This window comes from Bradyrhizobium sp. SZCCHNGR1005 (assembly GCF_032489995.1).
Lineage (GTDB): Bacteria > Pseudomonadota > Alphaproteobacteria > Rhizobiales > Xanthobacteraceae > Bradyrhizobium.
Genome location: NZ_JAUEZC010000001.1, coordinates 1176542 through 1201921, shown reverse-complemented (window position 1 = coordinate 1201921; position 25380 = coordinate 1176542). Strand labels below are relative to the sequence as shown.

Sequence of the window (25380 nt, the reverse complement as noted above, 5' to 3'; positions counted from 1 at the left end):
CGTAGTCTGATCTCGCCTCGTTGCAGCAGTGCAGCGGAACCTACGTGGAGAGGGATCATGTACAACGATTCGTTGTTCAACGCGTTCGCGAGGTCGTTCGAGGCGAGAAGCCAGACCGACATGTCGATGGCGGAATATCTTGAATCGTGTCGAACCGACCCGATGCGATATGCGAATGCCGCTGAACGACTACTAGCTGCGATCGGTGAGCCTCAGATGATCGACACGGCCAAGGACCCACGCCTTGGCCGTATCTTTTTGAACCGGACTATACGGATGTATCCGGCGTTTTCCGGCTTCTACGGGATGGAAGATACGATCGAGCGTATCGTTGGATTCTTCCGCCACGCCGCGCAGGGCTTGGAAGAGCGCAAGCAGATCCTCTATCTGCTCGGACCGGTCGGCGGCGGCAAATCGTCGCTCGCCGAGCGCCTGAAGCAGTTGATGGAGGTGCATCCGATCTACGTGCTCAAGGCCGGCGATGAGTTGAGTCCGGTGTTCGAGTCGCCGCTCGGGCTGTTCGACCCCGATGCCCTCGGGCCGATGCTGGAAGAGAAGTACGGCATTCCGCGCCGCCGGCTCACCGGCTTGATGAGCCCGTGGTGCTACAAGCGGCTCGAAGCGTTCGGCGGCGACATCTCGCAATTCCGCGTGGCCAAGTTGCAGCCGTCGCGGTTGCGCCAGATTGGCATTGCCAAGACCGAGCCGGGCGACGAGAACAACCAGGACATCTCCTCGCTGGTCGGCAAGGTCGATATCCGCAAGCTCGAGACTTACGCGCAGAACGATCCCGACGCCTACAGCTATTCCGGCGGGCTTAACCGCGCCAACCAGGGCGTGCTTGAATTCGTCGAGATGTTCAAGGCGCCGATCAAGATGTTGCATCCGCTGCTGACCGCGACGCAGGAAGGCAATTACATCGGGACCGAGAATATCGGTGCGATCCCGTTCAACGGCATCATTCTCGCCCATTCCAATGAGGCGGAGTGGCAGAGCTTCAAGACCAACAAGAACAACGAAGCCTTCATCGACCGCATCTGCGTGATCAAGGTGCCGTACTGCCTGCGTGTCACCGAGGAGCGCAAGATCTACGAAAAGCTGATCCAGAGCTCCGAACTCGCCACCGCGCCTTGCGCGCCGGCGACGCTGGATACGCTGGCCCGCTTCTCGGTGATGTCACGCCTGCGCAAGCACGAGAACTCGACGCTCTACGCCAAGATGCGGGTCTATGACGGCGAAAGCCTGAAGGAGTCGGATCCCAAGGCGCGCAGCGTCCAGGAATATCGCGATGCCGCCGGCGTCGACGAGGGCATGGACGGCGTCTCCACCCGCTTTGCCTTCAAGGTTCTGGCTGCGACCTACAATCACGACACCGCGGAAATCTCGGCGGATGCCGTGCACCTGATGTATGTGCTGGAGCAGTCGATCCGCCGCGAGCAACTGCCGGAAGAAGTCGAGAAGCGCTACCTCGAATTCATCAAGGCCGACCTCGTCCCGCGTTACGCCGAGTTCATCGGTCACGAGATCCAGAAGGCCTATCTGGAATCCTACTCCGATTACGGCCAGAACCTGTTCGACCGCTATGTCGATTACGCGGACGCGTGGATCGAGGATCAGGATTTCAAGGATCCCGATACGGGCCAGCTGCTCAATCGCGAGCTGTTGAACCAGGAGCTGACCAAGATCGAGAAGCCGGCTGGGATTGCGAATCCGAAAGACTTCCGCAACGAGGTTGTCAAGTTCTCTTTGCGCTCGCGGGCCCAGAACGGCGGCAAAAATCCCGGCTGGACCTCCTACGAAAAGATCCGCGAAGTCATCGAAAAGCGGATATTCTCGCAAGTCGAGGATCTTCTCCCGGTCATCTCGTTCGGGACCAAGAAGGACGGCGAGACCGAGAAGAAGCACGCCGACTTCGTCGCGCGCATGGTCGAGCGCGGCTACACCGAGCGGCAGGTGCGCCGCCTGGTCGAGTGGTACATGCGCGTGAAGCAGGCCGGCTGAGACGGAGGCGTATGAAACGTGGTCATGCACATCATTGATCGGCGCCTGAATCCCGGCGGCAAGAGTCTGGAGAACCGTCAGCGATTTTTGCGCAGGGCCAAGGCGCTGGTCCAGGGCGCGGTCAAGAAGACGTCGCAGGACCGCGACATCAAAGACGTGTTGGAGGGCGGGGAGGTGAGCATCCCGCTCGACGGCATGGACGAGCCGCGCTTTCGCCGCGAAGGCGGCACCCGTGACATGGTGCTGCCGGGCAACAAGAAGTTCGTCGAAGGCGACATCCTGCCGCGGTCCGGCGAGGGCAGCGGTCGGAAATCGGCGCCGGGACAGGGCGACAGCGAGGACGCGTTCCGCTTCGTGCTCACCAAGGAAGAGTTCGTCAATCTCTTCCTCGACGATCTCGAACTTCCCGATCTCGCCAAGCGCAAATTCGCCGAGGCCGAGAGCGAGGGCCTGCAGCGCGCCGGCTATGCGACCTCCGGCTCGCCCGCCAACATCTCGATCAGCCGTACCGTCACCCGCGCGCTCGCGCGCCGCGTCGCGCTCAGGCGGCCGCGGCCGGAGGAGATTGCAGAGCTGGAGGCCGAACTGGCGGAGGAGACGGATGAAGAGCGCCGCGTAGCGCTGGCGGCCAAGATCGAGGCCTTGAAGGCCAAGGCCAAGCGCATCCCATTCATCGATCCGATCGATATCCGCTACCGCAGATTCGAGACGGTGCCGAAGCCGATTGCGCAGGCCGTCATGTTCTGTCTGATGGACGTCTCGGGCTCGATGTCCGAGCACATGAAGGACCTCGCCAAGCGGTTCTACATGCTGCTCTACGTGTTTCTGACGCGGCGCTATCGCCACGTCGAGATCGTCTTCATCCGCCACACCGATCGTGCCGAGGAGGTTGACGAGCAGACCTTTTTCTATGGTCCGGCCTCGGGCGGCACGCTGGTGTCGAGCGCGCTGCAATGTATGCACGAGATCGTCCGGTCGCGCTTCAGCCCGTCAGACTGGAACATCTACGCGGCGCAGGCCTCCGACGGCGACAATGCGACCTCGGATTCCGAGAACGTCGCGCGCATCCTGACCAGCAACATCCTGCCGGTGTCGCAATTCTTTGCCTATCTGGAGGTCGGCGAGTCCGGCACCTATTCGTTCGAAATGCCGGACTCGGCATTGTGGTCGCTCTATGAGCGGCTGCGCGCGGGGGGCGAGCCGCTGTCGATGCGCAAGGTGCGCGACCGCAGCGAGATCTTTCCGGTCTTCCACGACCTGTTTCAGCGCCGCAAGACCCAGGAAAGGGCCGCCTCATGAGCGAGCTTCTGTTCGAAGGCGCGGACTGGAATTTTGCGACCTTGCAGCGCATCCACGATGTCTGCGAGGGCATCGCACGTGGCGAGCTCGGGCTGGACACCTATCCCAACCAGATCGAGGTGATCACCGCCGAGCAGATGCTCGACGCCTATTCCTCGGTCGGCATGCCGCTGTTCTACAAGCACTGGTCGTTCGGCAAGCACTTCGCGTTCCACGAAGCCTCTTACCGCAAGGGGCTGATGGGGCTCGCTTATGAGATCGTGATCAACTCCTCGCCCTGTATCTCCTACCTGATGGAGGAGAACACGGCGACGATGCAGACGCTGGTCATCGCGCATGCGGCCTTCGGTCACAACCACTTCTTCAAGAACAATTATCTGTTCAAGCAGTGGACCGACGCCGACGGCATCCTCGACTATCTCGAATTCGCCCGCGGCTATGTCGCGCAATGCGAGGAGCGGCATGGCCGGCTCGCGGTGGAACACACGCTGGATGCCGCGCATGCGCTGATGTCGCATGGCGTCGATCGCTATCCCGGCAAGAAGAAGCTCGATCTGCGGGACGAGGAGAAGCGGGCCGGCAAGCGCAGGCTTTATGAAGAGGCTGCCTTCAACGATCTGTGGCGCACCGTGCCGAGCGGACCGGCCAAGACCAAGGCCGTCCTCAATGTCGAGCGACGCCGCGCGCTGCTCGGCTTGCCGCAGGAGAACCTGCTCTACTTCCTGGAAAAGACCGCGCCGCGCCTCGCCCCGTGGCAGCGTGAGCTCCTGCGGATCGTGCGCCATATCGCGCAGTACTTCTATCCGCAGGGCCAGACCAAGGTCATGAACGAGGGTACAGCGACCTACGTGCATTATCGGATCATGAGCCGGCTGCACCAGGACGGGCGCCTGACCGACGGCAACTTCCTGGAGTTCCTGCAGTCGCACACCAATGTGGTGTTTCAGCCGGAGTTTGACGATCCGCGCTTCTCCGGCTTCAATCCTTACGCGCTCGGCTTTGCGATGATGCAGGATATCGCGCGCATCGTGACCCAGCCGACCGACGAGGATCGCGAATGGTTCCCGGAGATCGCCGGCACTGGGGACGCGATGGCCGTGCTGCGCGATGTCTGGGCCAACTATCGCGACGAGAGCTTCGTCAGCCAGTTCATGAGCCCGCATCTGATGCGGCAGTTGCGCCTCTTCCACCTGCACGACGATCCGGCCGAGCGCGCCGGCATCCGGGTCGATGCCATTCACGACGAGCGCGGCTATCGCCGCATCCGCCGCGAATTATCCAAGCAGTATGACGTCGGATATATCGATCCCAATATCGAGGTGATCGATGTCGACCTCGCCGGCGACCGCCGGCTGATGCTGCGTCACACCGTCGTCAAGGGCGCGCAGCTTAACGAGACGGATACCAAGCGCGTCCTGCAGCATCTCGCCGACCTCTGGACTTACGACGTCTCGCTCACGGAAGTCGATGCAGCGACCGACAAGGTGCTGAAGGAGTATGTGCTCAATCCGCGGATACAACCGGCGGCCGCCTGACGCGGCCGCCGCTCCGTGATGCCTGCTAGATTCTCTCGTCGCAACCTCGCTATTTTTCGGGTTATGATGCGACGAGAAGGGCCGGGAAGCTTCTCGCCGGCCTCGGGGCCATATCCGAACCTTTGGCAGGGACTGTGTGAGTGAGCCGGATGATGGTGCGGCCTTGTCTGGGCCGCGGGATCGTTTCATTCCCTTGCGGAAGTCGGACATTCTGGACGGGGTCATCGCCCATTTTGGCTTGAATGACGATCGGGCGAGGCAGCTCCGGCAGTTCGCTCAGATGCTCGGTGCCATCCTCCACCACCAATATTTCACCGAGCTCGACCGGCTGCGACAGACCTATTTCTATTTCGATCCGGAGTTGAGGCCACCCGGGCATCTCTCTGCCGAGTCGCTCGAATCCGCCTATCGCGATCTGCGCGAGGAATTTGTCCGCGTTCTCACCGAGGCCAACTTCGTCGAGATCGGTCACGAGGAGATCCTGCGCGCGTTCGCCGAGCACGCGCTGGTGCGGGTCAAGGTCAAGGTGCCGCTCGGGGATTATCGGGATGTCCGAATGTTCCGCCGCGGGTACCACCGGGAAACGGTATCCATCCCGTCCCTGTTCGGCTTGCGCCGCCGCTCGGTCGAGGTCGAAGTCTATGACGACGTGGTGCTGATGGTCGCGACCAGGCCGGACATCGCAGGCGCGGAGCCGCGTCTATCGCTGCTGAGCGCCCGCCGTAGCACGACGAAGGCTCGCGGTGGCGCCGTGCTGTTCAAATATTTCCGCCACATCCCGCGCTGGGACCTGGAGGCGCTGTTTCCGAACGTGCGCGTCGTGATGGGGATCCGCGACCAGCTGACCCTCGGCGTGCCGGCGCTGGTCGGCGGCGTGCCGATCCTGCTCAAGCTCGCCTCGACCCTGACCGTTTTATTCGTTGTCGCCGGCTTCTATCTCGGCCTCAGCGGCAAGCTGCACGACAATGACGCCGAGCAGGCGCTGGCCGCGATCAGTGGTCTGTTCGCGCTGGGCGCATTCGTTCTGCGGCAATGGAGCAATTTCCATCGCCAGTCGCTGATCCATCAGAAGCAGCTTACCGACAACATCTATTACCGCAACGTCAACAACAATTCCGGGATTTTCAACTATCTGATCGGCGAGGCTGAGGAGCAGGACTGGAAAGAAGCACTGCTCGCTTATTGCAGCTTGCTCGCGCCGCCCGCATCGCTGAGCCGCGACGAAGTGAAGTTGCGCGCCGAGGATTTTGTGATGCAGCGGTTCGGCCTGCAGATCACATTTGGTGTTGACGACGCGTTGGCTCGGCTAACGAGCCTTGGCCTGCTCCGCAAGGACGGCAACCATCTCGCCGTGCTGCCGCTGGCGGATGCGCTCACAGGGCTCGAGCGCAACTGGGTCGCCCTTCTACGCACCTGATCCCAACTCCGGTTGGGGACGGATTTGATTGTCCTCTGGCCGCATGGACCTGCCGACCGACGAGGCGGGTGCGGGCCGGGCGATTGTGTCCGCTGGTCGCAATTGGATTTCGTGCGTAACCGTTTTCCTGGCGTCGGCAGCTCAATTGTAGCGCTGCGGCGACAATGTCCTTCACCGGATCGACACGGGAAAATGGGCGCGAGCCGCTCTTCCGTGCCGATATTCACGGCAGGAGGAGACCCCCATGAAAGTTCTGATCGCTTCGACGCCCGCGACCGGTCATCTCAATCCTTTGCTTTCGATCACCCACGACCTCCTCGAGGACGGGCATGAGGTGACGATTCTGACAGGAAGCAGGCTGCGTCAGCGGGTCGAGGCGAGTGGAGCGAGGTTCAGGGCGCTTCCGGACGGTGCCGATATCGATCCGAGCGATGTTCATGCGATTGCGCCCGAGCTGAAGACCATGGAGCCTGGTCCGGAATGGCTGCGGCTGTGTCTACAACGGGTCTTCGTGGAAACTATTCCGGCGCAATACGAGGGCTTGCAGCAGGCGTTGCGCGACGGCCAACCCGACGTCATCGTCGGTGACGACATGGTCTTCGGCGTGCTGCCGATGCTGCTCGGCCCGCGTGCGAACCGGCCTCCTGTCGTGCTCTGTGGAACGTCGATCCTGCATTCGACGCGAGATGACGGCGCGCCGCATTTTCTCGGGCTGCCACATGCCACCACGCAGGCCGAGCGCAAACGCTATGCTGAGATCGCCAGGGATTACGATCGTGCCGTCAACGAGCCAGTCGGCCGTCGGTTGAACGAGATTCTGGCGGAGCTCGGCGGCCGTCCGCTGGACATGGTGATGTTCGATTCCGTTTCCGTACTTGCCGATGCCTATCTCCAGCTGACGGTACCGGGCTTCGAATTCCCCCGCAAACTGCCTCCGACGGTCCATTTCGTGGGCCGGCCGCCGATCGTCCCAAATCAGGCGCCGCTGCCGCCGTGGGCGGATGATCTCGGCGGTTCGCGCAAGGTCGTCCTGGTCACGCAGGGAACAGTCGCCAATCACGATTTCGGGCTTCTGGTAGCACCGACGCTCGCGGCGCTTGCCGACGAAAAGGATCTGCTGGTCATGGTGACCACCGGCGGCCGTCCGACGGACACCATTCCAGGAGCGATTCCCGCCAACGCTCGCGTATCCCGCTTTCTGCCGTTCGAATGGGCGCTGGCGAAGGCGGACGTGTTCGTCACCAACGGCGGCTATGGCAGCGTCAACCAGGCTTTGAGCTACGGGCTGCCGATCGTCAGCGCGGGTCTGACCGAAGACAAGGCGGACGTGAACATGCGTGTCGCCTGGTCCGGCGTCGGCATCGATCTCGCCACCAATCAGCCCACCCCGCAAGCGGTACGCGAGGCGGTCAGGGCGGTGCTCGATCGGCCGAACTATCGCGCCCGGGCCAGGAGGATGGCGCGTGAATTCGCCAAGCTCGACACGCGCTCAGAGGTGCTTCGTATCATCAATCAGGTCGTCAATGCGCAGAGGACGCCCGATGTCGGGGCAAGGCTGTCGGCCGGATAGCCGGCAGCTACGGTCGATCAGCGCAGGCTGGCGTTGATCTTGTCCAGGACCGCCGAGCCCGGACAGAGATCCGCAGCTTCCATCCGGTTCAGCGGCCGCTCAACCGTATTGAGATGGCTGTGCAGATCCTCTGCGTCCGGATCGACATAGAGCAGGCCGGTAACGATCTGGCCTTGGGCGGCGTGCTTCTGCAGGAAAGTCATGGCCCCAAGCCGGTCATGCGGATCGTAGTCCGCGTCGATCTTGCGTAGCGCCAGCCTGCTGCCGTCATGCTGCTCGACGATCTGCACCGTGCCGGGCGCGTAGTCGACCGTGATCGGATCTCGCCCGGTGAACACGTCGAGCCGGTTTACGGCGTCGTTGTGCTCGCGCACGTAGTCGTAGCTCTTGGTCGAGCCCGCGTGATTGTTGAAGGCGATACAGGGGCTGACGACGTCGATGAAGGCCGCGCCTTTGTGCTGGATCGCGCCGGCAATGATCGGCACCAGCTGCTTCTTGTCGCCGGAGAAGGAACGGGCGACATAGGTCGCGCCCAGCTGCAGCGCGATCCCGACCAGGTCGATGGCATTGTCGGTGTTGGTCACGCCCTTCTTCGATTTCGAACCGCGGTCAGCGGTTGCCGAGAACTGGCCCTTGGTGAGGCCGTAGACGCCGTTGTTCTCGACGATATAGGTCATGTTGACGCCACGCCGGATCGCGTGCGCGAACTGGCCGAAGCCGATCGAGGCGGAATCGCCGTCGCCGGAGACGCCAAGATAGATCAGCTCGCGATTGGCGAGATTGGCGCCGGTCAGCACCGACGGCATGCGGCCATGGACCGAATTGAATCCGTGCGAATTGCCGAGGAAATAGTCCGGCGTTTTCGACGAACAGCCGATGCCGGAGATCTTCGCGACCCGGTGCGGTTCGATCGACAGCTCGAAACAGGCTTCGATGATCGAGGCAGTGATCGAATCATGACCGCAGCCGGCGCACAGCGTCGAGATCTTGCCCTCGTAGTCGCGGTGGGTGAAGCCGAGCGCGTTGGTCTTGATGCCGGGATGATGGAATTTCGGCTTGGCAATGTAGGTCATGAGAGCACCTCGCATCCCAGGCTCGTCATGGCCGGGCTTGTCCCGGCCATCCGTGTCTGGGCCAGGAAAAAGAAAGACGTGGATGCCCGGCACAAGGCCGGGCATGACGGCGGAGAGCTCTTGGCCAAAGTCATGACACGGCCTTGCGCAGCGGTGTGACTTTGAGGTGATCCTGGTGATCGCCGATGCTATCTGCAATGAAGCGCGCCGTGATCGGGGTGCCATCATAGTGCAGGATCGGGATCAGCCGGACCGGATCGATGCCGTTCTCGTTGACGATCAACTGGCGTAGTTGGGCGTCACGGTTCTGCTCGACCACATAGACGAAGTCGTGTTCGGCGAGGAAGCTCGCTACGCTCGAATGGAACGGGAAGGCGCGGATGCGCAGGCGATCAAGCAGATGGCCGCGCGCTTCCAGGATCTCGATCGCCTCGTCCATCGCCGGCGCCGTCGAGCCGAAATAGATGACGCCGTATTTGGTGGGCTTCGCCGCATTGGCCTGCAGCGGCCGCGGCACGAGGTCCCGCGCGGTCTCGAACTTGCGCAGCAGCCGCTGCACATTGTCGGCGTAGACGGCGCCTTCCTCCGAATAGCGTGCGTAAGGATCGCGCGAGGTGCCGCGGGTGAAGTAGGAGCCCTTGGTCGGGTGGGTGCCGGGATAGGTGCGATAAGGGATGCCGTCGCCGTCGACATCGAGATAGCGGCCGAAGTCGCGGCCTTCCTCGAGCATCTCCGCGGTCATGATCTTGCCGCGGTCATACTGCCGCGCATCGTCCCATTTCAGCGGCCGGCACAGCCGCTGATTCATGCCGATGTCGAGGTCGAGCATCAGGAAGATCACGGTCTGCATCCGCTCGGCGAGATCGAAGGCTGTCGCCGCGAATTCGAACGCTTCGGCGGGATCCTCGGGGAAGAGCAGCACATGCTTGGTGTCGCCATGCGACGCATAGGCGCAGGCGATGATGTCGCATTGCTGGGTGCGGGTCGGCATCCCCGTTGATGGCCCGGCGCGCTGCACGTTCATGATGACGGCTGGAATCTCGGCGAAGTAGGACAGGCCGATGAATTCCGTCATCAGCGAGATGCCGGGACCGGAGGTCGTGGTGAAGGCTCGCGCGCCGTTCCAGGACGCGCCGATCACCATGCCGATCGAAGCCAGCTCGTCCTCTGCTTGCACGATCGCATATTTGGCCTGTCCGGTCTCCGGATCGTGCCGCAGCTTCTTGCAATGGTTGGTGAAGGCTTCCGCCAGCGACGAGGACGGCGTGATCGGATACCAGGCGCAGACGGTGGCGCCGCCATAGACCGCGCCGAGCGCAGCGGCATTGTTGCCCTCGATGAAGATGCGGTCGCCGACCTTGTCGGCCTTCCTGATCTTCAGTCCGATCGGACATTTCAGGTTCTGCAGCGCCCAGTCGCGCCCGAGATGCAGCGCATGCACGTTCGAGGAGAGCAGCTTCTCCTTGCCCTTGTATTGCTCGCCGATCAGCTGCTCGACGAGCTTCGGGTCCATGTCGAGCAGCGCGCAGAGCGCGCCGAGATAGATGATGTTCTTGAACAGCTGGCGTTGTCGCGGGTCGCTATAGGTCGAATTGGTGATTGCCGTCAGCGGCACGCCGATCACCGTAATGTCGTCGCGGAATTTGCTCGACGGCATCGGCTTGGTCGAGTCGTAGAACAGATAGCCGCCGGGCACGATGCCGGCGACATCCTTGTCCCAGGTCTGCGGGTTCATCGCGACCATCAGGTCGGTGCCGCCCCCGCGGGCGCCGAGATGGCCGGCCTCCGTGACGCGCACCTCGTACCAGGTCGGCAGGCCCTGGATGTTGGAGGGGAAGATGTTGCGCGGGCTGACCGGCACGCCATGGCGCAGCACGGCACGCGCGAACAGCTCGTTGGCGCTCGCCGAGCCCGAGCCGTTGATGTTGGCGAAGCGGACGACGAAGTCGTTTACGCGGCTGAGCGGCGCTTGCTGGGGCATGCGTGACCTGCGTGAGTCATCTCGAGGAAATATTTCTGCATGTCCCACGCACCGGTGGGGCAGCGCTCGGCGCACAGGCCGCAATGGAGGCAGACGTCCTCGTCCTTCACCATCACGCGGCCGGTCTTCAGATCATCCGACACATAGAGGCTCTGGTCCGGATGCAGCGACGGTGCCTTCAGCCGCTGCCGCAGATCGGCCTCGTCGCCATTCTGGGTGAAGGTGATGCAATCCATCGGACAGATGTCGACGCAGGCGTCGCATTCGATGCAGAGCGTGTTCGAGAACACCGTCTGCACGTCGCAATTCAGGCAACGGTGCGCCTCGCCGAGCGCCAGCTTGACGTCATAGCCGAGTTCGACCTCGGCGCGGATGTCCTTCAGCGCCACCACTTTGTCGCGATGCGGCACCTGGTAGCGCTTCTCGGGCGAGACGTCGTTGTCGTAGCTCCAATCGTGAATGCCCATCTTCTGCGAGGTGACGTGCACCTCGGGCAGCGGCCGCTCGCTGATATCCTCGCCGGACAGCAGGCGATGGATCGACAGCGCCGCCTCATGGCCGTGCGCCACCGCCCAGATGATGTTCTTCGGACCGAATGCGGCGTCGCCGCCGAAGAACACTTTCGGATTGGTCGAGACGAACGTATTGGGATCGACCACCGGCATGTGCCATTTGTCGAAGGCGACGCCGCAGTCCGGCTCGATCCAGGGGAACGCATTCTCCTGACCGACCGCGACCAGCACGTCGTCGCATTCGAAGGTCTGGTCCGGCTCGCCTGACGGCACCAGGTTGCGGCGGCCCTTGGCATCATATTCGGCGCGGACCTTCTGGAAGGTCACCCCGGTGAGCCTGCCGTTGTCGTGGTTGAACGCGACCGGCACCAGATAGTTGAGGATCGGGATGTCCTCGTGCATCGCGTCTTCCTTCTCCCAGGGAGACGCCTTCATCTCCTCGAAGGCGGAGCGCACGATCACCTTGACGTCTTCGCCGCCGAGCCGACGCGCGGTGCGGCAGCAATCCATCGCGGTGTTGCCGCCGCCGAGCACGATCACCCGGCGGCCGATCTTGTCGGTGTGGCCGAATGAGACGTTGGCGAGCCACTCGATACCGATGTGGATATTGGCCGCAGCTTCCTTCCGGCCAGGAATGTTGAGCTCGCGACCGCGCGGCGCGCCGGAGCCGATGAAAACAGCGTCATATTTGTCCGCGAGCAGCTGCTTCAGGCTGTCGATGCGGTGGCCGCCCTTGAACTCGACGCCGAGGTTCAGGACGTAGTCCGTCTCTTCGTCGACCACGCTGTCGGGCAGACGGAACTTCGGAATCTGGGAGCGCATCATGCCGCCGGGCTTCGGGTCGGCATCGAATACGGTGCAGTGATAGCCGAGCGGGGCGAGATCGCGCGCCACGGTGAGTGAGGCCGGGCCGCCGCCGACCAGCGCGATCCGCTTGCCGTTCTTTGCGACCGGCCGCGGCATCCGCTGCGTCACATCGTCTTTGAAGTCGGCCGCGACGCGTTTCAAGCGGCAGATCGCCACCGGGCTCTCTTCGACGCGGCCGCGCCGACAGGCCGGCTCGCACGGACGATCGCAGGTGCGGCCGAGAATGCCCGGGAACACGTTCGATTTCCAGTTGATCATGTAGGCGTCGCTATAGCGACCCTCGGCGATCAGGCGGATATATTCCGGGACGGGAGTATGAGCGGGGCAAGCCCATTGGCAGTCGACTACTTTATGAAAGTAGTCGGGAGCCGAAATATCAGTCGGTTTCATTCCCACCTCGCCCGCGCGCATAAACGGACGCGCGGCCTTCCTGACGTGAGGATGACTAGCCATTCGGCATCATCGGATCGGAGGCGGTTACCTGCTCTTCCGGATCACACCCTGGCTGCCGTCCTTCTGTTTTTGAAATGGTTCAATATCGTTGTCCTATTAGACTAGAGCCATTCCAAGGCGGGCACAAAGGCAAATTTGTGTAACCGATGCGCTGCAGCGCGCGTGCTGCACTGCGGCGTATCTATGCTGTTGAATGCCATCACCCCGCCGAAGCCAAGCATGCGCCGCGGCGAGGGGACGTCATTGATCCATCACAAGGCGCCATCAGCTCTGCGTGATGTCGGTCCGGCTTAGATCCCACATCAGACGGTAGATGCCGACCGACATCTGGGTTGCCAGTGGTCCGTCGATCGCAGCAAAGCGCGTCGTCATCAGCGTGGCGATGGCGTGGCTTTCGGTGCCGTCGATCAGGACAAACCAATCCGCGCCGCGATCGGTTGCGGGCAGCTCGGCGCTCGGTCCGGACAGGGCTGCGTCGCCTTCGAGCAGATGCATCGAGATGATGCTGTCGAGATCGTCAGGATCGAGCTCGACCTGCAACGCAGCACGCAGTGCCGCGTCTTGTCCCGGTTTCGGACGCAGGCGGATGATGCCGAGGATGGCGCCGCGGCCGGTGCCCTTCGAGATCGTGATGCGGGCGACTGACCGGATCATGTTCTTGAACCGCGCCATCGTCGTCTTCGACCAGTCGGTCGGTGCATTGAGCCGAGCGCGATAGGCTTCGCTGCTCAGCACGTCGATGGTTTCGGTGGAGTAGAGGCAGAGATATTTCGGGCTCGCCTGCTCGGCGACATAGCGCCTGGCCTCGATGAAGCCCGGGATCGCCACGCGCTCCTCCAGATGCTCGCGGTCGTACCAGCGGTTGAAATCGGCTTCGTCAGCCGCATCGATGTTCATCGATGTCAGCAGCATGCCTTTTCCGGCGATGGGCATTGGGAGGTGTCCTTACTGCAGTTCGTTCCTCGTCGTGAGGAGCGCCTTCGCAGACGCGTCTCAACCATCGGGGCCGGATGCATTTGGAGGGCCTCATCCTGCGAGACGCCATGCTCCGCATCGCTCCTCAGGACGAGGTGATGGCGACGTGTTTAAGGCGCAGCCGTGCGAGACGCCATATCGGCGATCGATTTCATGACCGCATCGCGGATGCCGGGATCATAAAGATTGTGACCTGCGGCTTCGATGACACGGATTTCGGCCTCATGCCACAGGTCGGCGAGCGCCGCGGAGGTCGCGGGCGGGCAGAGCAGGTCGTAGCGGCCCTGCACGACGATGCCGGGGATGCCGGTGAGCCTGCCGGCTTCGCGCAGCAATTGGTCCGGCGCCATGAAACAGTCGTTCTGGAAGTAATGCGCCTCCATGAAGGCTGTCGCCGGCAGCGGACCGGTCGCGCGCAGCGTCGCTTGATCGAGCCTGAAGCGGGCGGGTCTCACTTCCGAAAGCGCACGCTCGGTGTCATGCCAGGCGCGTGCTGCGGGCGCATGGACGGCCGGATCTGGATCAAGGATACGCCGCCAATAGGCCGCGCAGGGCTCACCGCGTTCGGCTTCGGGAAGCACTTCGAGGAAGTCGCGATGCAGCGCCGGGTAGAACCGGGCCAGTGTCTCGCCGAACGCGGTTTCCACCTCGGCCCTTGTGCCCAGAAACGTCGCCCGCAGCACCAGTCCCGCGACGCGGCTCGGATGCGCCTGCGCGTAGGCCAGCGCCAAGGTTGCGCCCCAGGACCCGCCGGCCACGATCCACCGCGAGAAACCGAACTTCTCGCGGATCAACTCCGTGTCTGCGATCAGATCGGGCAGGGTGTTGTTGTCGCGGCTGCGGGCCGGCCGGCTGCGCCCGGCGCCGCGCTGATCGAACAGCACGGCATGGAAACGCTCGGGATCGAACAGGCGGCGGTGATCGGGCTGGCAGCCGGAACCGGGGCCGCCATGCAGATACACCGCCGGAATGCCGCCGACGCGGCCGACGCTTTCGACATAGATCTCGTGGCCGCCGGAGACCTGCAGCCATTCCGAAGTCAGCGGTGCGAAGGGATCAGCGCGGCGCGCCGAAGCTTTGCCGGCCTCGGCGTCAGGCATTGTCGTTGTGCTCGGCCGGATCGCCTTCCCAGCTGCCGCCGGCAAAATTGCGGTAGAGGAAGCGGTCCTGGCCGGAAGCCGCGTCGCGCTCGGCCTGCTTGAAAATGCTCTCGTGCAGCGGCGACAAGGTGCAGGCCGGGTCGGTGTTGCCGGCGTCCCCGGTGAGCGCAAAGGCCTGGCAGCGGCAGCCCCCGAAATCGATCTCGCGGAATTCGCAACTCTTGCACGGCTCCTTCATCCAGCCGGTGCCGCGATAGCGATTGAAGGCCTCCGAATTCTGCCAGATCCAGGCGATCGAATGGTTCGAGCGCACGGATTCGAACTCGAGTCCGGTAATGCTCTCGGCGGCGTGGCAGGGCAGGATCTTGCCGGAAGGCGAGATGTTGAAGAACTGGCGGCCCCACCCGCCCATGCATTTCTTCGGCCGCAGCGCGTAGTAGTCCGGCACCACGTAGTCGATCGTGAGGACGCCCTTCAGCCGTTCGCGCGCTTCGGCAACCAGGCGATCGGTTTCTTCGAGCTGCGCGTAGGTCGGCATCAGGCTGGCGCGGTTCTTCAAGGCCCAGCCGTAATACTGCACATTGGCGACTTCCAGCCGGTCGGCATCGAGATTGATCGCCATCTGGATCATGTCGGGCAGCTGGTGCAGGTTCTGCCGGTGCATCACCGCGTTGACGGTGAGCGGGAGGTCGAGCTCGCGCGTCCAGCGCGCGACTTCGAGCTTCTTGGCGTGGCCGCCCTTGTAGCCACCAACGCGATCGGCAAGAGGAGCCTCCGAGGCCTGGAAGCTGATCTGAACGTGGCAGAGCCCGGCGTCGGCCAGCGCCTGCAGCCGCTCGCGCGTCAGCAGCACCGCAGAGGTGATCAGATTGGTGTAGAGCCCGACATCGTTGGCATGCTGCACCAGTTCGACCAGGTCCTTGCGCGCGGTCGGCTCGCCGCCGGAGAAATGTATCTGCAGCACGCCGATCTCGGCGAGCTCGGACAGCACCTTCTTCCATTCAGCCGTGGTGAGCTCGCTTGCGCCGCGGTCGAGCTCCAGCGGGTTGGAGCAATAGGGGCATTGCAGCGGGCAACGGTGAGTCAGTTCGGCCAGCACCGCAAGCGGAATGCCATAGGTCTCCGCGACCGAGCGGCGCTGTTCCAGCACGGTCAACCCGTCATTGCTGTCGGTCCGCGGATGCACGTCTGTCAGTTCGGTCATAGCGTCTTCTCCCGAACCTCGGTCAAAAATCCCTTGTCAGCCAAATCCTGCAGCATGGCGACCACATCGGTGGCGATCATGTCGCGCGGTGCGGCGTATTTTTCCGCAAGCTCGTTCACGATCGCTGCGACGTCGCGTGCGCCGTCGCAGAGCTTGAGCACCTCGACCGCGATCTCGTCCGGCGCCAGCACCCGTTCCGGCGCCAGGATCACCCACACCTGCCGCGTCTCGTCGTATCTCAGCTTGGTGTGACGCGGCAGCACCACGCGGCTTACTTCGGTGACTTGGATGTTGCGTGGTGCTGCCATGGCGTCTCAGCCCTCTTTCGGCACGAAGGCGCCGGGCGGAATATGGCCGTCGACATAGGCGTGATAGAGCGCGTCGAGCTGCACCCAGAGCACGTTGGTCTTGAAGATCAGCGCGTTGCAGACGGCGGCGCGCTGCTCGGGCGTGGTCGCGTGCTCCTTCACGTAATGCAGCGCAAAGTTGGCGTCGCGTGGCGCCTGCGTCAGCCGGCGCTTGAAGTAGCTCATGGTGTCGTGGTTGACGAAATTGTAGTGCTCGAGCATGCCGGCGATGCGCTCCTCGTGGATGCTGGGCGCGAACAGTTCGGTGAGCGAGGAGGCGATCGCTTCGAGCGGCGACCGGTCGCGACAGAAATGTACATAGGCCTCGACCGCAAAACGCGTCGCGGGCAGGATGCCTTCGGTCGACTCGACGTAAGCGGTGTCGAGCCCGAGGCCTTCCGTCAGCTTGATCCAGCGTTCGATCCCGCCCTCGCTGCCGACGTCGCCGTCATGATCCTCGATCCGGTGCCGCCATTCCAGCCGGGTAGCGCGATCGCGGAAGCGCGAGATCACCACTGCATCCTTGATCGGGATCGTGCTCTGATAGTAGTAGCGGTTCAGCGCCCAGGCCTGCACCTGGCCCTTGTTGAGCTTGCCGCCATGCAAGAGCTTATGGAACGGATGCAGGTTGTGATAGCGGGTCGCGCCGATATGGCGGAGCGCGGCCTCCAATTCGCCGGCGCTGTTCAGCCTCACATTGTTGCCGATCGACAGCGCGGTCATTTCACTCAAATTCACATCACTCACAGCAAGATCTCCATCCCTTGAGCGGGGATTTCCCATCCCTCGCGTTCCAATGTCTGCCGCTCGAGTGAGGCGTGGAGCCACGCCGGATTTGAGTTGTTGATGTGCAGGAAAAGCTTCCTGCCGATCCCGATGTCCGCCAGCGACTTGATTGCGCCGCTTTCTCCGGACATCGCGATATGCCCCATGCTCTGCCCGGTCTTGTTGCCAAGACCGGCTTGGATCATTTCGTCGTCCCGCCATACCGTGCCGTCGAAGAACACCAGCGGCGCGCCCTTCAGCCGCTGCCTCAGGGCATCGTCCACGTCGGCGCAGGCGGCGATGACATAGAAATATTGGCCGCTGGCCTTGTCCGCAATCTTCAGGCCCAGCGTGTCGCCGGTCGATGCGCTGCCCCCCGGATGCTCCTTCCCGCGCAGATACCAGGCGCTGGTACCCGATACCGCAAAGGGCAGGATTTCGAGCCCGGATGGGGTGCCGTCCGGCAATTGCGGGGCGAAGGCGGCATCAACCTCGATCGGTACCCGCCGGACGTTCTCTTCCTTCAACACATCGAAGATGCTGTTCGATTTCAGGATCGCAAGCACCTTGGGATGCCCATAGATCGTGAAGGGCGAACTCTCGCGCATCGACAGCAGGCCGGTGACCGCATCGATCTCGCCATTGGTCAGGATCACGCCCGCGATCGGGCTGTGGCGGAGCGCGCCCGGCTTGGGATGAAGCTGCGGTGTATCGGTAACCTGTTGGCGCAGGTCTGGTGACGCATTGACCAGGAACCAATGCTCGCCGTCGGCGCTCACCGCGATCGAGGCCTGGCTATTCCGGATCTCAGGATGATCAGTCCTGGCGGCCTGGCATACCGCACAGCCGCAATTCCATTGCGGCACTCCGCCGCCGGCAGCGGCGCCCAGGACGACGACGCGCAGCATAATCCGTCTCCTGGAAGTCAAACGAGGGACTTCAATGCGGGGCTTCGGATAATGGCTTCAGGCGCATCCGCAAGCCGTAACCGGCGGGACGGGGCGAAGCGGCGAAGAAGCCGAGGGTGAACGCCCGATCCCGTGCCTTGGGTTTCGCCAATGCGCTGACCTTCGGCGTCCACCCTCACGGTGTTGACGTCACACTCGCAAATTATTTGCGAGCGGCGCAGGCATACATGTTGATTTCCATGCCGACCGGCACTTCAACGATCTTGGGGGCTTTCCAGGCCATTGTCCTCTCCTTTTCGATCGGGACGATTTTCGTCCTCAACGATAAACTACCGCGCCATGAAAAGTTCGCCAGTGGAATCTTTTTCGTTTGAACCGGTCGGCCTATTTATTGCAGTGCGACGTCGCAGAGGAGAACGAGTGGCAATGTCGGGAAAGCAGGGCTGTCAATACAACGAATTCGTGATCGATCGCTTCGCAACCGCGTCCGGTTCTCCTCCTAGGCTGCGGGGAACCGCCCGGATAAGGCAGTTGTGAGTTCTTGGAGCTTTCTATCTCAACGCGCGACCCGATTGGAATCTGTCCATGCCCCGATATTTCTTCAACACCCGGATTGGTGACGAGCTGGTCTCCGATACCGATGGTGAGCTGCTGCGCAATCCCGACCGCGCCTGGGAAGTCGCGCGCGACATGATCCGGGAGCTGCTGCGCACGGAAGGCGCCAACGCGGCGCTCCTCTCGGCCGTCATCGAGGTGACGGACGAGGAAGGCGACATCGTCCTGGAATTTCCGTTCTCGGAGGCGATCTTCGACGTGCCCGCCCGATCGATGACGCGGCACTGAGGCTGTGGCCCCTTGCCGACCCGTCGCTCAGACCGAATGCCGCGGCTGGATGATCTCTCCGCGCGTGGTTGCGATCCCCATCTCGAAGCTGTCGGCGATGCGTCGGGCGCGCAGAATGAAGATCTCGGCGATCTCGGGCGAGAACAGCTCGCGCGCCGTGGCTTCGAACAGTTTGAGCCAGCGGTCGAAATGCGCGCCCTGCAGGGACAGCAGCAGGTGCGGACGCATGGGGGCGCCGCTGTAGCGGCCGGTCTTCAAGAGCATCGATGACCAGAAATCGGCGATCTTGCCGATATGCTCGTCCCAGTCCTGTACCGTCGTATTGAAGATCGGGCCGATCAGTTCATCCTGGCGGGCGCGACCATAGAAGGTCTCGACCAGGAGCCGGATGGATCCCTCATCAAGTTCCGGATGTTGAACGGCGAGCGGGTGGCGGGAGGGGGTGGTCGTGGGCTTGGCGGTCATGGCGCTGTATATAAGCAGCCACAACGTGCATTGAAATGGCCAATCGGTGCCTCAGTCGGCCGTTGGTTCCCTGATTCCGCCGCCGTTTACGGCAGGCTGACGAACTCCACCCAGTTCGGCTTCTTGCCTACGGAATAGGACTTCAACCTGCGCAAGGCTCCGCTGGTCTGATCGATACCGTAGACAGTCATGCCGTTGGAGACCTCGCCGACGGCTGCAAGATAACGGCCGCTCGGATCGATGTTGAAGCCACGCGGCTGGGTCTCGGTCGGAACGCTGCCGATCGTGGTGAGATGGCCGGTCGAGGCGTCGATCTTGAAGGCCGCCAACGTGTTCGAGGTCCGCTCCGAGGCATAGAGAAAGCGGCCGTCCGCGGTCACATGCAGATCCGCCGCCCAAGGTTTTCCTGAGAAACCCGGCGACAGCACGGAGGGGCGCTGCTCCTCGCGCCAGGTGCCTTTGTCGGCATCGTAGGCATAGACCGCGAGATCGGCGTTCAGCTCGTGCAAGAGATAGATGAACTTGCCGTTCGGGTGAAAGATGAAGTGGCGTGGCCCTGATTTTTCCGGTGTTTTGATCGTCCCCGCCGCGTTGGGCGTCAGCGCCCCGGAGCTCGCGTCGAAGGTGAAGCTGAGCACCTGGTCGGAGCCGAGATTGGTCACGAACACGAAGCGGTTGTCGGGCGCAGGCAGGAATGCGTGCGCGTTCAGCCCGGTCGGAATCACCTGTGCAGGCGCGGCAACGACGCTGTTCGCCTGCACCGGGTTGACCGCGACTTTGTTGCCGCCATAAGAGGCGCTGAACAGGAACCTGCCGGACCGGTCGAAGGCGATATTGGCCATGCTGTCGGCCAGCGGGCCGTTACCCAGATGGCTCAGGTGCCCGCTTATGGGATCGATCGCGAAGCTCACGGCCAGGAAGGGCTTGGAGCGGATGCCTGCGATCAGCGTGCGACGATCGGGGCTGATCGCCAGCGGCGTCGATGAGCCGGGCGTTTCGATAGCAGGGAAGGCCGCGGTTTGGACCGGCGTCATCTCTCCCGTACCGGAATCGAGCCGGAATACGCTGATATCGTTGCTGTCGGCATTGCCGATATAGGCGAATGTTTCGGCGCTGGACATACGCGGCGCCAGTGCGGTCGCGAGCGCGGCGATCATCAACGTCGTTGCTACGACGGTGCCCGATCCGAGCATGTTGTTCCCCCCCGTAATTTAGTTGCGGATTCTTAGTCTCGATTGTCGGTGCTGGCCAAGATCGATGTCGTATGAATCAATTCAGAATTAGCATTGGTCGGGAGGGAGGCCGGACGGGCGGGCGCCCATCTCTTCCACGCATGGCCGTGTGCCGGGACGGGCAGGGCACGGCGCTGGTTCCTCCGCCGCTCCGGCGCTAAAAGCGGACCACATCACGGAGTTGCCCATGACCGACCTCTGGCGCCTTTCGGCCGCTGACCTCGCCGCCCTCATCAAGTCCAAGCAGGTTTCCGCCAAGGAAGCGGCCACGTCGGCGCTGGCGCGTCTCGGCGCGGTCAATCCGAAGATCAACGCGGTGATCGACCATCGTCCCGAGCAGGTGCTGCGACAGGCCGAGAGCATCGACGCGGCGCTTTCGCGCGGCGAAGATCCGGGCCCCTTGGCCGGCGTGCCGGTCACGATCAAGGTCAATGTCGATCAGGCCGGCTTCGCCACCACCAATGGGTTGAAGCTGCAGAAGGACGCGATCGCCAAGAGCAACAATCCGGTGGTGGAGAACCTGGTCAAGGCGGGGGTCGTGCTGCTCGGCCGGACCAATACGCCGGCGGTGTCCTACCGCTGGTTCACAAGCAACCTCGTCCACGGCGACACCAAGAATCCGCGTGATCCGGCGATCACGCCGGGCGGCTCCTCGGGCGGTGCGGGATCGGCGACAGCCGCGGGCATCGGCCATATCGGCCACGGCACCGACATTGCCGGCTCCGTCCGTTACCCGGCCTATGCCTGCGGCATTCATGGCCTGCGTCCGACCGTCGGGCGCATTCCCGCGTTCAACGCCTCCCTTCCGGAACGCCCGATCGGACCGCAGATCAGTGCCGTCTCCGGCCCCCTGGCGCGTACCATCAAGGACGTCCGGCTTGCCTTGGCAGCCATGTCCGCGCGCGATGTGCGCGATCCCTGGTGGATGCCGGTGCCGCTGGAAGGTCCGCCGATGCCGAAGCGCGTGGCGCTCTGCGTCAATCCGGATGGGCTCAATCCGGTGCCGGAGGTGCAGGCCGCGGTGCGCGATGCGGGCCAGCGGCTGGAGCGGGCGGGTTGGACGGTGGAGGAGATCAAGGACACCCCGCCGATGCAGGAGGCCGCGATTCTGCAGACAAAGCTCTGGCTCGGTGACGGCTATGAGGCGCAACTCGCTCTCGCCGAGAAGGAAGGCGATCCCGGCGCGCTGGCCTGCCTGCGCGGCAACCGTGCAAAGGTGTTTCCGTTCGACTCCACCGAGCTTTCCAGGGCGCTGACCCGCCGGGCGACGCTGACCCGCGAGTGGCTGCTGTTCCTCGAACAACATCCGGTGCTGTTGATGCCGGTCTCGGGTGAACTGCCGTTCGCAGATCAGCTCGATCGCAAGGACGAAGAATCGTTCCAGCGAGTCTGGCACGCACAGCTGACCCAGATCGCGATCCCGTTTTTCGGCGTTCCGGCCCTGACGGTCTCGACCGGCCTGGTCGGGCGCCTCCCGGTCGGCGTGCAGCTCGTGTCGCAGCGCTTCCGGGAGGATTTGTGCCTTGCCGCCGGCGAGGCGATCGAGGCTGGCGGAACCCCACCCATGCCGATCGATCCCGTGGGCTAGCTGATGCCGAGCATCTACGATTTCACCGCGGCGTCGCTCAGTGGTGAAGAGGTGCCGCTGAAGCGCTTCGAGGGGCAGGTGTTGCTGGTCGTGAACACCGCGAGCGCCTGCGGCTTCACGCCGCAATATCGCGGCCTCGAAGCACTTTACCGGGAGTATGCGAGCCGGGGCTTTGCCGTGCTGGGATTTCCCTGTAACCAGTTCGGCGCCCAGGAGCCGGGCACCGCAGAGGAGATTGGCGCGTTTTGCGCGGGCAAGTACGACGTGACGTTTCCGCTGTTTGCGAAGGTCGCCGTCAACGGCGCGGCCGCGCATCCGCTGTTCAAGTTCCTGAAACGTGAGAAGAGCGGGCTATTGGGTTCGGCGATCAAATGGAATTTCACCAAATTCCTGGTCGACCGGTCGGGGCAGGTGGTGGGTCGCTATGCGCCGACCACCAAGCCTGAGGCATTGAAGAAAGAGATCGAGGCGCTGTTGTGAGCGAAACGAAGACCACTGCGAACGAACTGCCGGACCGTTTGTCGGTCGATCCGAAGAGCCCGTACTACAATGCGGAGGTTCTGGCCCGCGACGTCGGCATCCGCTTCAAGGGCGTCGAGAAGACCAATGTCGAGGAATATTGCGTGAGCGAGGGCTGGGTCCGCGTGACCGCGGGCAATGCCAAGGATCGTCACGGCAATCCGCTCACCATCAAGGTCCACGGGCCGGTCGAGCCGTATTTCAGGGATCTGAGCTCGTCCTGACGCGCTCAGGCGGCATTGCGAGCGACGCGGTCCGCGCAGCGCGGCCCGATGACAAGCTCGGCGGCGCAATCCAGGAACCACACGAGACATCTGGATTGCTTCGTCGCCGACGCTCCCTGCAACGGCGTCATCGCATGGAGCCCTTCGGAAGACCTGCCTCTTCCCGTCCATCGGCTAGGCGGGCCACTGCCGCGCCGATGCTGCGACCGCTTACGACAGCCGCATGTCCAGAAGCCTGCGACCTTCCGTCTTGATCAGCTTCTTCACCGCGCTGGAGGCGACCACCTCGCCCTCATTGGCGTAGGCCTCGTGGTTCTTCTCGATATCGTCGAGGCGGTAGAGATAGTTGACCATGATGCCGGCGGATTCGCGCAACCCCTTGGCCGAGAGATCGCCGAGCCAGTTGATGCGCTCCAACCGCGCGCCGTTGCCGAGATGGAAGCGCGCGACGGAGTCGATCAGCTTGCCCTTGGGCGTGCGCGCCTTCAGGAAATAATAGGCGGCAATCGGCTCCAGCACCGTGCGCAATTGCGCAGCGATCTCGGGATCCTCGAACCATTTGGGCTCGTCCAGCAGCTTGAGCACCGCACGGTCTTCATCGCTGACCTCGGTGGTCTGCTTCAGCCAGCCCATGAAGCCCGGCACCGGCGACAGCGTCACGAACGTGTCGAGCTTCGGCAGCTCGCGCCGGAGCTCTTCGACCACCTGCTTGATCAGGAAGTTGCCGAAGGAAATGCCGCCGAGCCCGCGCTGGGTATTGGAAATCGAGTAGAACACTGCGGTGCGCGCGCGATCGATCGGGACCGGCTGACGATCGACCGCGAGCAGCGGCGAGATTGCGCCGGGTATCGTTTCGGTCAGCGCCACCTCGACGAAAATCAAGGGCGCATCCGGCAGTGCCGGATGGAAAAAGGCGTAGCAACGGCGATCGGCCGGGTCGATGCGGCGGCGCAGATCGTCCCAGTCATGAATTTCGTGCACGGCCTCGTAGCGGATGATCTGTTCCAGGATGTTGGCAGGTGTCGACCAATCGATCCGGCGTAACACGAGAAACCCCCTGTTAAACCAAGAGCTCAAGAGATGGACGATATCCCGATCGAGCGCCACGAGCTCGGGGGTGGCCTTCGTCAAGCCGAGCAGATCGGTCCGCATCGCGACCAGTTCGCCGGTCCCGCCCGGCGCACGGTTGAGCCGGCGGATCAATTCCTGCCGCCGCGGCTCGGAGGCGAAATGCAACTCGCTGGCGTCCTCGTCGGTCGGATGCGCGCGCCAGTTCTCGATGGCCTTGGTGAGCTTGGCCTTGTCAGGTCCGAATTCATGCACCAGCGCCGTGAAGAACGCCTTGCGTCCATCGGCATCGAGATCATGGTAGCCGTCGAGCACGTCGCGGGCCATCGCGGTGCCGGATGCTTCGCCGGCCCCCGATAGCAGGGCCTGGCAGAGCTCGGCCAGGCTCTCTGCATCGTGTTTTTCGGCTGGCGATCCGCCGCGGCGAAGAAACGTGCGGCCACGCTCGGAGATTGTGGTGAGCAGGTCGGTGAAAAAAGCGTTGGCCATCTGATCTCGTCGAATCCCCCACGGAGAAGGTCGATCTTACATGGATTTATGGCAAAGCTTGTCACAATCAAGTATAAGAATTGGTCAAAGTCGTCGGACGAAATCTGTCGGCGACTTGCCGGTCACTTGCCGGAAGGCGTGTGAAAAGGCCGGCATGCTGGCATAGCCGAGATCGGACGCCAGCGCCTTGACCGAGAGATGACGCTCGGTCGACAGCCGTTCGATGGCGGTGGCGATCCGCGCCCGTCGGCACCAGGCTTTGAAGCTCAGCTTGGTCTCTGCGGCAAACAGCCGCGACAGCGTGCGTGCGGATGTGCCGACCTTGCGTGCAAGCGTCTCGATTTCATGCGTCATCGCCGGCGTGGCCAGCACGATGTCGGCGGCGCGCCGGCTGCGCGGCTCCTGCGGAAGCGGAATGAAGGTCGCGGAATCCTCGGTGCGGCGCAATTCCAGCATCGCCAGCCGGACCAGCAGGTCGGCGCGTTCGCGGTCTTTCCGGTCTTCGAACAGCGCCAGGATCGCATGATGCAACAGCGGCGACACCAGCACCACGAATTCCTTGCTGAGCCGCGGCTTGCGCATATGGCCCTGCAGCAAATCGCCGTCGAAGAAGATCGTCCGCATTTCGCTATCGGACAACATGTCGATCGCATGTGCGTGGTGCGCGGGCACCCAGACCGCGCGGTCGGGGGGCACCAGCCAGCGGCCTTTCGGTGTCGTGACCTGCATCGTGCCGCTCGCGGCATAGACCAGCTGTGCCTCGCGGTGCATATGCGGCGCGAGCCGCATGCCTTTCTTGTAGCTGCGGGCGACCAGGTGAACCCCGGCCTGCACGGCGCGGCGGTCGGCGACAAGAGGGCGGATTGGCGTTTCGACGATGGTCATTGGCGGCATCCCGTCAGGGCAAGCGACTATAATCGATTTCAAGACAACATGAGCGCCAGC

23 protein-coding genes are annotated in these 25380 nt (G+C 63.1%); 9 read left to right on the top strand and 14 right to left on the bottom strand.

The features are described 5' to 3' along the window. Positions 1 to 57: 57 nt before the first annotated feature. From QXZ85_RS05515 to QXZ85_RS05495, 5 genes are all read left to right on the top strand, one after another. Positions 58 to 2001: a PrkA family serine protein kinase gene (locus tag QXZ85_RS05515; protein WP_315701091.1), complete on the top strand. Its 1944-nt coding sequence runs from the start codon at positions 58 to 60 to the stop codon at positions 1999 to 2001. A gap of 24 nt (positions 2002 to 2025) precedes the next feature. Beyond that, positions 2026 to 3300, top strand: coding sequence for a YeaH/YhbH family protein (locus QXZ85_RS05510; protein WP_315701090.1), 1275 nt, complete (start codon positions 2026 to 2028; stop codon positions 3298 to 3300). Then, on the top strand, positions 3297 to 4835 hold the full coding sequence (locus QXZ85_RS05505; RefSeq protein WP_315701089.1) for a SpoVR family protein: 1539 nt from the start codon (positions 3297 to 3299) through the stop codon (positions 4833 to 4835). The genes QXZ85_RS05510 and QXZ85_RS05505 overlap by 4 nt, the downstream gene beginning before the upstream one ends. Before the next feature lie 280 nt (positions 4836 to 5115). Then, entirely contained in the window at positions 5116 to 6252 is a 1137-nt protein-coding gene (locus QXZ85_RS05500) for a TMEM143 family protein (RefSeq protein ID WP_315701088.1), read from the top strand. A 244-nt stretch (positions 6253 to 6496) separates the two neighbouring features. After that, on the top strand, positions 6497 to 7822 hold the full coding sequence (locus QXZ85_RS05495; RefSeq protein ID WP_315701087.1) for a glycosyltransferase: 1326 nt from the start codon (positions 6497 to 6499) through the stop codon (positions 7820 to 7822). A 17-nt stretch (positions 7823 to 7839) separates the two neighbouring features. Here the strand turns inward: QXZ85_RS05495 and QXZ85_RS05490 are convergent, their stop codons facing one another. The 10 genes from QXZ85_RS05490 to pqqA all read right to left on the bottom strand — a co-directional run bounded on the left by QXZ85_RS05490 (position 7840) and on the right by pqqA (position 18290). Next, positions 7840 to 8895 (bottom strand): 2-oxoacid:ferredoxin oxidoreductase subunit beta, encoded by a 1056-nt coding sequence (locus tag QXZ85_RS05490; RefSeq protein ID WP_315701086.1) that lies wholly within the window; start codon positions 8893 to 8895, stop codon positions 7840 to 7842. Positions 8896 to 9025: 130 nt separating this feature from the next. Continuing rightward, positions 9026 to 10876: a 2-oxoacid:acceptor oxidoreductase subunit alpha gene (locus QXZ85_RS05485; RefSeq protein WP_315742890.1), complete on the bottom strand. Its 1851-nt coding sequence runs from the start codon at positions 10874 to 10876 to the stop codon at positions 9026 to 9028. Next, positions 10846 to 12645, bottom strand: a complete 1800-nt coding sequence (locus QXZ85_RS05480) for an FAD-dependent oxidoreductase (RefSeq protein ID WP_315750970.1) — start codon at positions 12643 to 12645, stop codon at positions 10846 to 10848. The genes QXZ85_RS05485 and QXZ85_RS05480 overlap by 31 nt, the downstream gene beginning before the upstream one ends. Positions 12646 to 12972: 327 nt before the next feature. Further along, positions 12973 to 13641, bottom strand: a complete 669-nt coding sequence (locus tag QXZ85_RS05475; RefSeq protein ID WP_315701083.1) for a DUF4286 family protein — start codon at positions 13639 to 13641, stop codon at positions 12973 to 12975. Positions 13642 to 13793: 152 nt separating this feature from the next. After that, a complete protein-coding gene (pip, locus tag QXZ85_RS05470; RefSeq protein WP_316173289.1) occupies positions 13794 to 14783 on the bottom strand; it encodes a prolyl aminopeptidase in 990 nt (329 codons plus the stop codon). Next, positions 14776 to 15987: a pyrroloquinoline quinone biosynthesis protein PqqE gene (pqqE, locus tag QXZ85_RS05465; RefSeq protein ID WP_315701081.1), complete on the bottom strand. Its 1212-nt coding sequence runs from the start codon at positions 15985 to 15987 to the stop codon at positions 14776 to 14778. The genes pip and pqqE overlap by 8 nt, the downstream gene beginning before the upstream one ends. Further along, positions 15984 to 16295 (bottom strand): pyrroloquinoline quinone biosynthesis peptide chaperone PqqD, encoded by a 312-nt coding sequence (gene pqqD / locus QXZ85_RS05460; RefSeq protein ID WP_315701080.1) that lies wholly within the window; start codon positions 16293 to 16295, stop codon positions 15984 to 15986. Before pqqD ends, pqqE begins: the two co-directional genes overlap by 4 nt. 6 nt (positions 16296 to 16301) lie before the next feature. Next, on the bottom strand, positions 16302 to 17057 hold the full coding sequence (pqqC, locus tag QXZ85_RS05455; RefSeq protein WP_409997789.1) for a pyrroloquinoline-quinone synthase PqqC: 756 nt from the start codon (positions 17055 to 17057) through the stop codon (positions 16302 to 16304). Between the two features lie 20 nt (positions 17058 to 17077). Then, positions 17078 to 18007, bottom strand: a complete 930-nt coding sequence (gene pqqB, locus QXZ85_RS05450) for a pyrroloquinoline quinone biosynthesis protein PqqB (protein ID WP_315701078.1) — start codon at positions 18005 to 18007, stop codon at positions 17078 to 17080. Between the two features lie 202 nt (positions 18008 to 18209). Continuing rightward, on the bottom strand, positions 18210 to 18290 hold the full coding sequence (pqqA, locus tag QXZ85_RS05445; protein ID WP_012029362.1) for a pyrroloquinoline quinone precursor peptide PqqA: 81 nt from the start codon (positions 18288 to 18290) through the stop codon (positions 18210 to 18212). Between the two features lie 302 nt (positions 18291 to 18592). Between pqqA and QXZ85_RS05440 the strand changes: the two genes are divergently transcribed. After that, entirely contained in the window at positions 18593 to 18850 is a 258-nt protein-coding gene (locus tag QXZ85_RS05440) for a DUF6894 family protein (RefSeq protein WP_315701077.1), read from the top strand. Between the two features lie 27 nt (positions 18851 to 18877). Here the strand turns inward: QXZ85_RS05440 and QXZ85_RS05435 are convergent, their stop codons facing one another. Together QXZ85_RS05435 and QXZ85_RS05430 are read right to left on the bottom strand one after the other, a co-directional pair. Further along, positions 18878 to 19315 carry a group III truncated hemoglobin gene (locus tag QXZ85_RS05435; RefSeq protein WP_315701076.1) on the bottom strand — a complete coding sequence of 146 codons (438 nt, stop codon included), beginning with the start codon at positions 19313 to 19315 and terminating at the stop codon, positions 18878 to 18880. Positions 19316 to 19401: 86 nt separating this feature from the next. After that, the gene (locus QXZ85_RS05430) at positions 19402 to 20508 is read right to left on the bottom strand and encodes a lactonase family protein (RefSeq protein WP_316173291.1); all 1107 of its coding nucleotides are present in this window, start codon (positions 20506 to 20508) and stop codon (positions 19402 to 19404) included. Positions 20509 to 20734: 226 nt separating this feature from the next. On the opposite strand from QXZ85_RS05430, the gene QXZ85_RS05425 reads away from it, so the two are divergent. From QXZ85_RS05425 to QXZ85_RS05415, 3 genes are read left to right on the top strand one after another with little or no spacing between them, the layout of a single operon-like run. Next, a complete protein-coding gene (locus tag QXZ85_RS05425) occupies positions 20735 to 22135 on the top strand; it encodes an amidase family protein (protein WP_315742886.1) in 1401 nt (466 codons plus the stop codon). A 3-nt stretch (positions 22136 to 22138) separates the two neighbouring features. Beyond that, on the top strand, positions 22139 to 22615 hold the full coding sequence (locus QXZ85_RS05420; protein ID WP_315701073.1) for a glutathione peroxidase: 477 nt from the start codon (positions 22139 to 22141) through the stop codon (positions 22613 to 22615). Beyond that, positions 22612 to 22878, top strand: a complete 267-nt coding sequence (locus tag QXZ85_RS05415) for a DUF3297 family protein (protein WP_315701072.1) — start codon at positions 22612 to 22614, stop codon at positions 22876 to 22878. The genes QXZ85_RS05420 and QXZ85_RS05415 overlap by 4 nt, the downstream gene beginning before the upstream one ends. A gap of 210 nt (positions 22879 to 23088) precedes the next feature. Here QXZ85_RS05415 and QXZ85_RS05410 read toward each other — a convergent pair whose 3' ends face one another. Together QXZ85_RS05410 and QXZ85_RS05405 are read right to left on the bottom strand one after the other, a co-directional pair. Next, positions 23089 to 24435, bottom strand: coding sequence for a malonyl-CoA decarboxylase (locus tag QXZ85_RS05410; RefSeq protein ID WP_315701071.1), 1347 nt, complete (start codon positions 24433 to 24435; stop codon positions 23089 to 23091). An 84-nt stretch (positions 24436 to 24519) separates the two neighbouring features. Then, entirely contained in the window at positions 24520 to 25320 is an 801-nt protein-coding gene (locus QXZ85_RS05405; protein ID WP_315767240.1) for a helix-turn-helix transcriptional regulator, read from the bottom strand. Positions 25321 to 25380 lie beyond the last annotated feature (60 nt).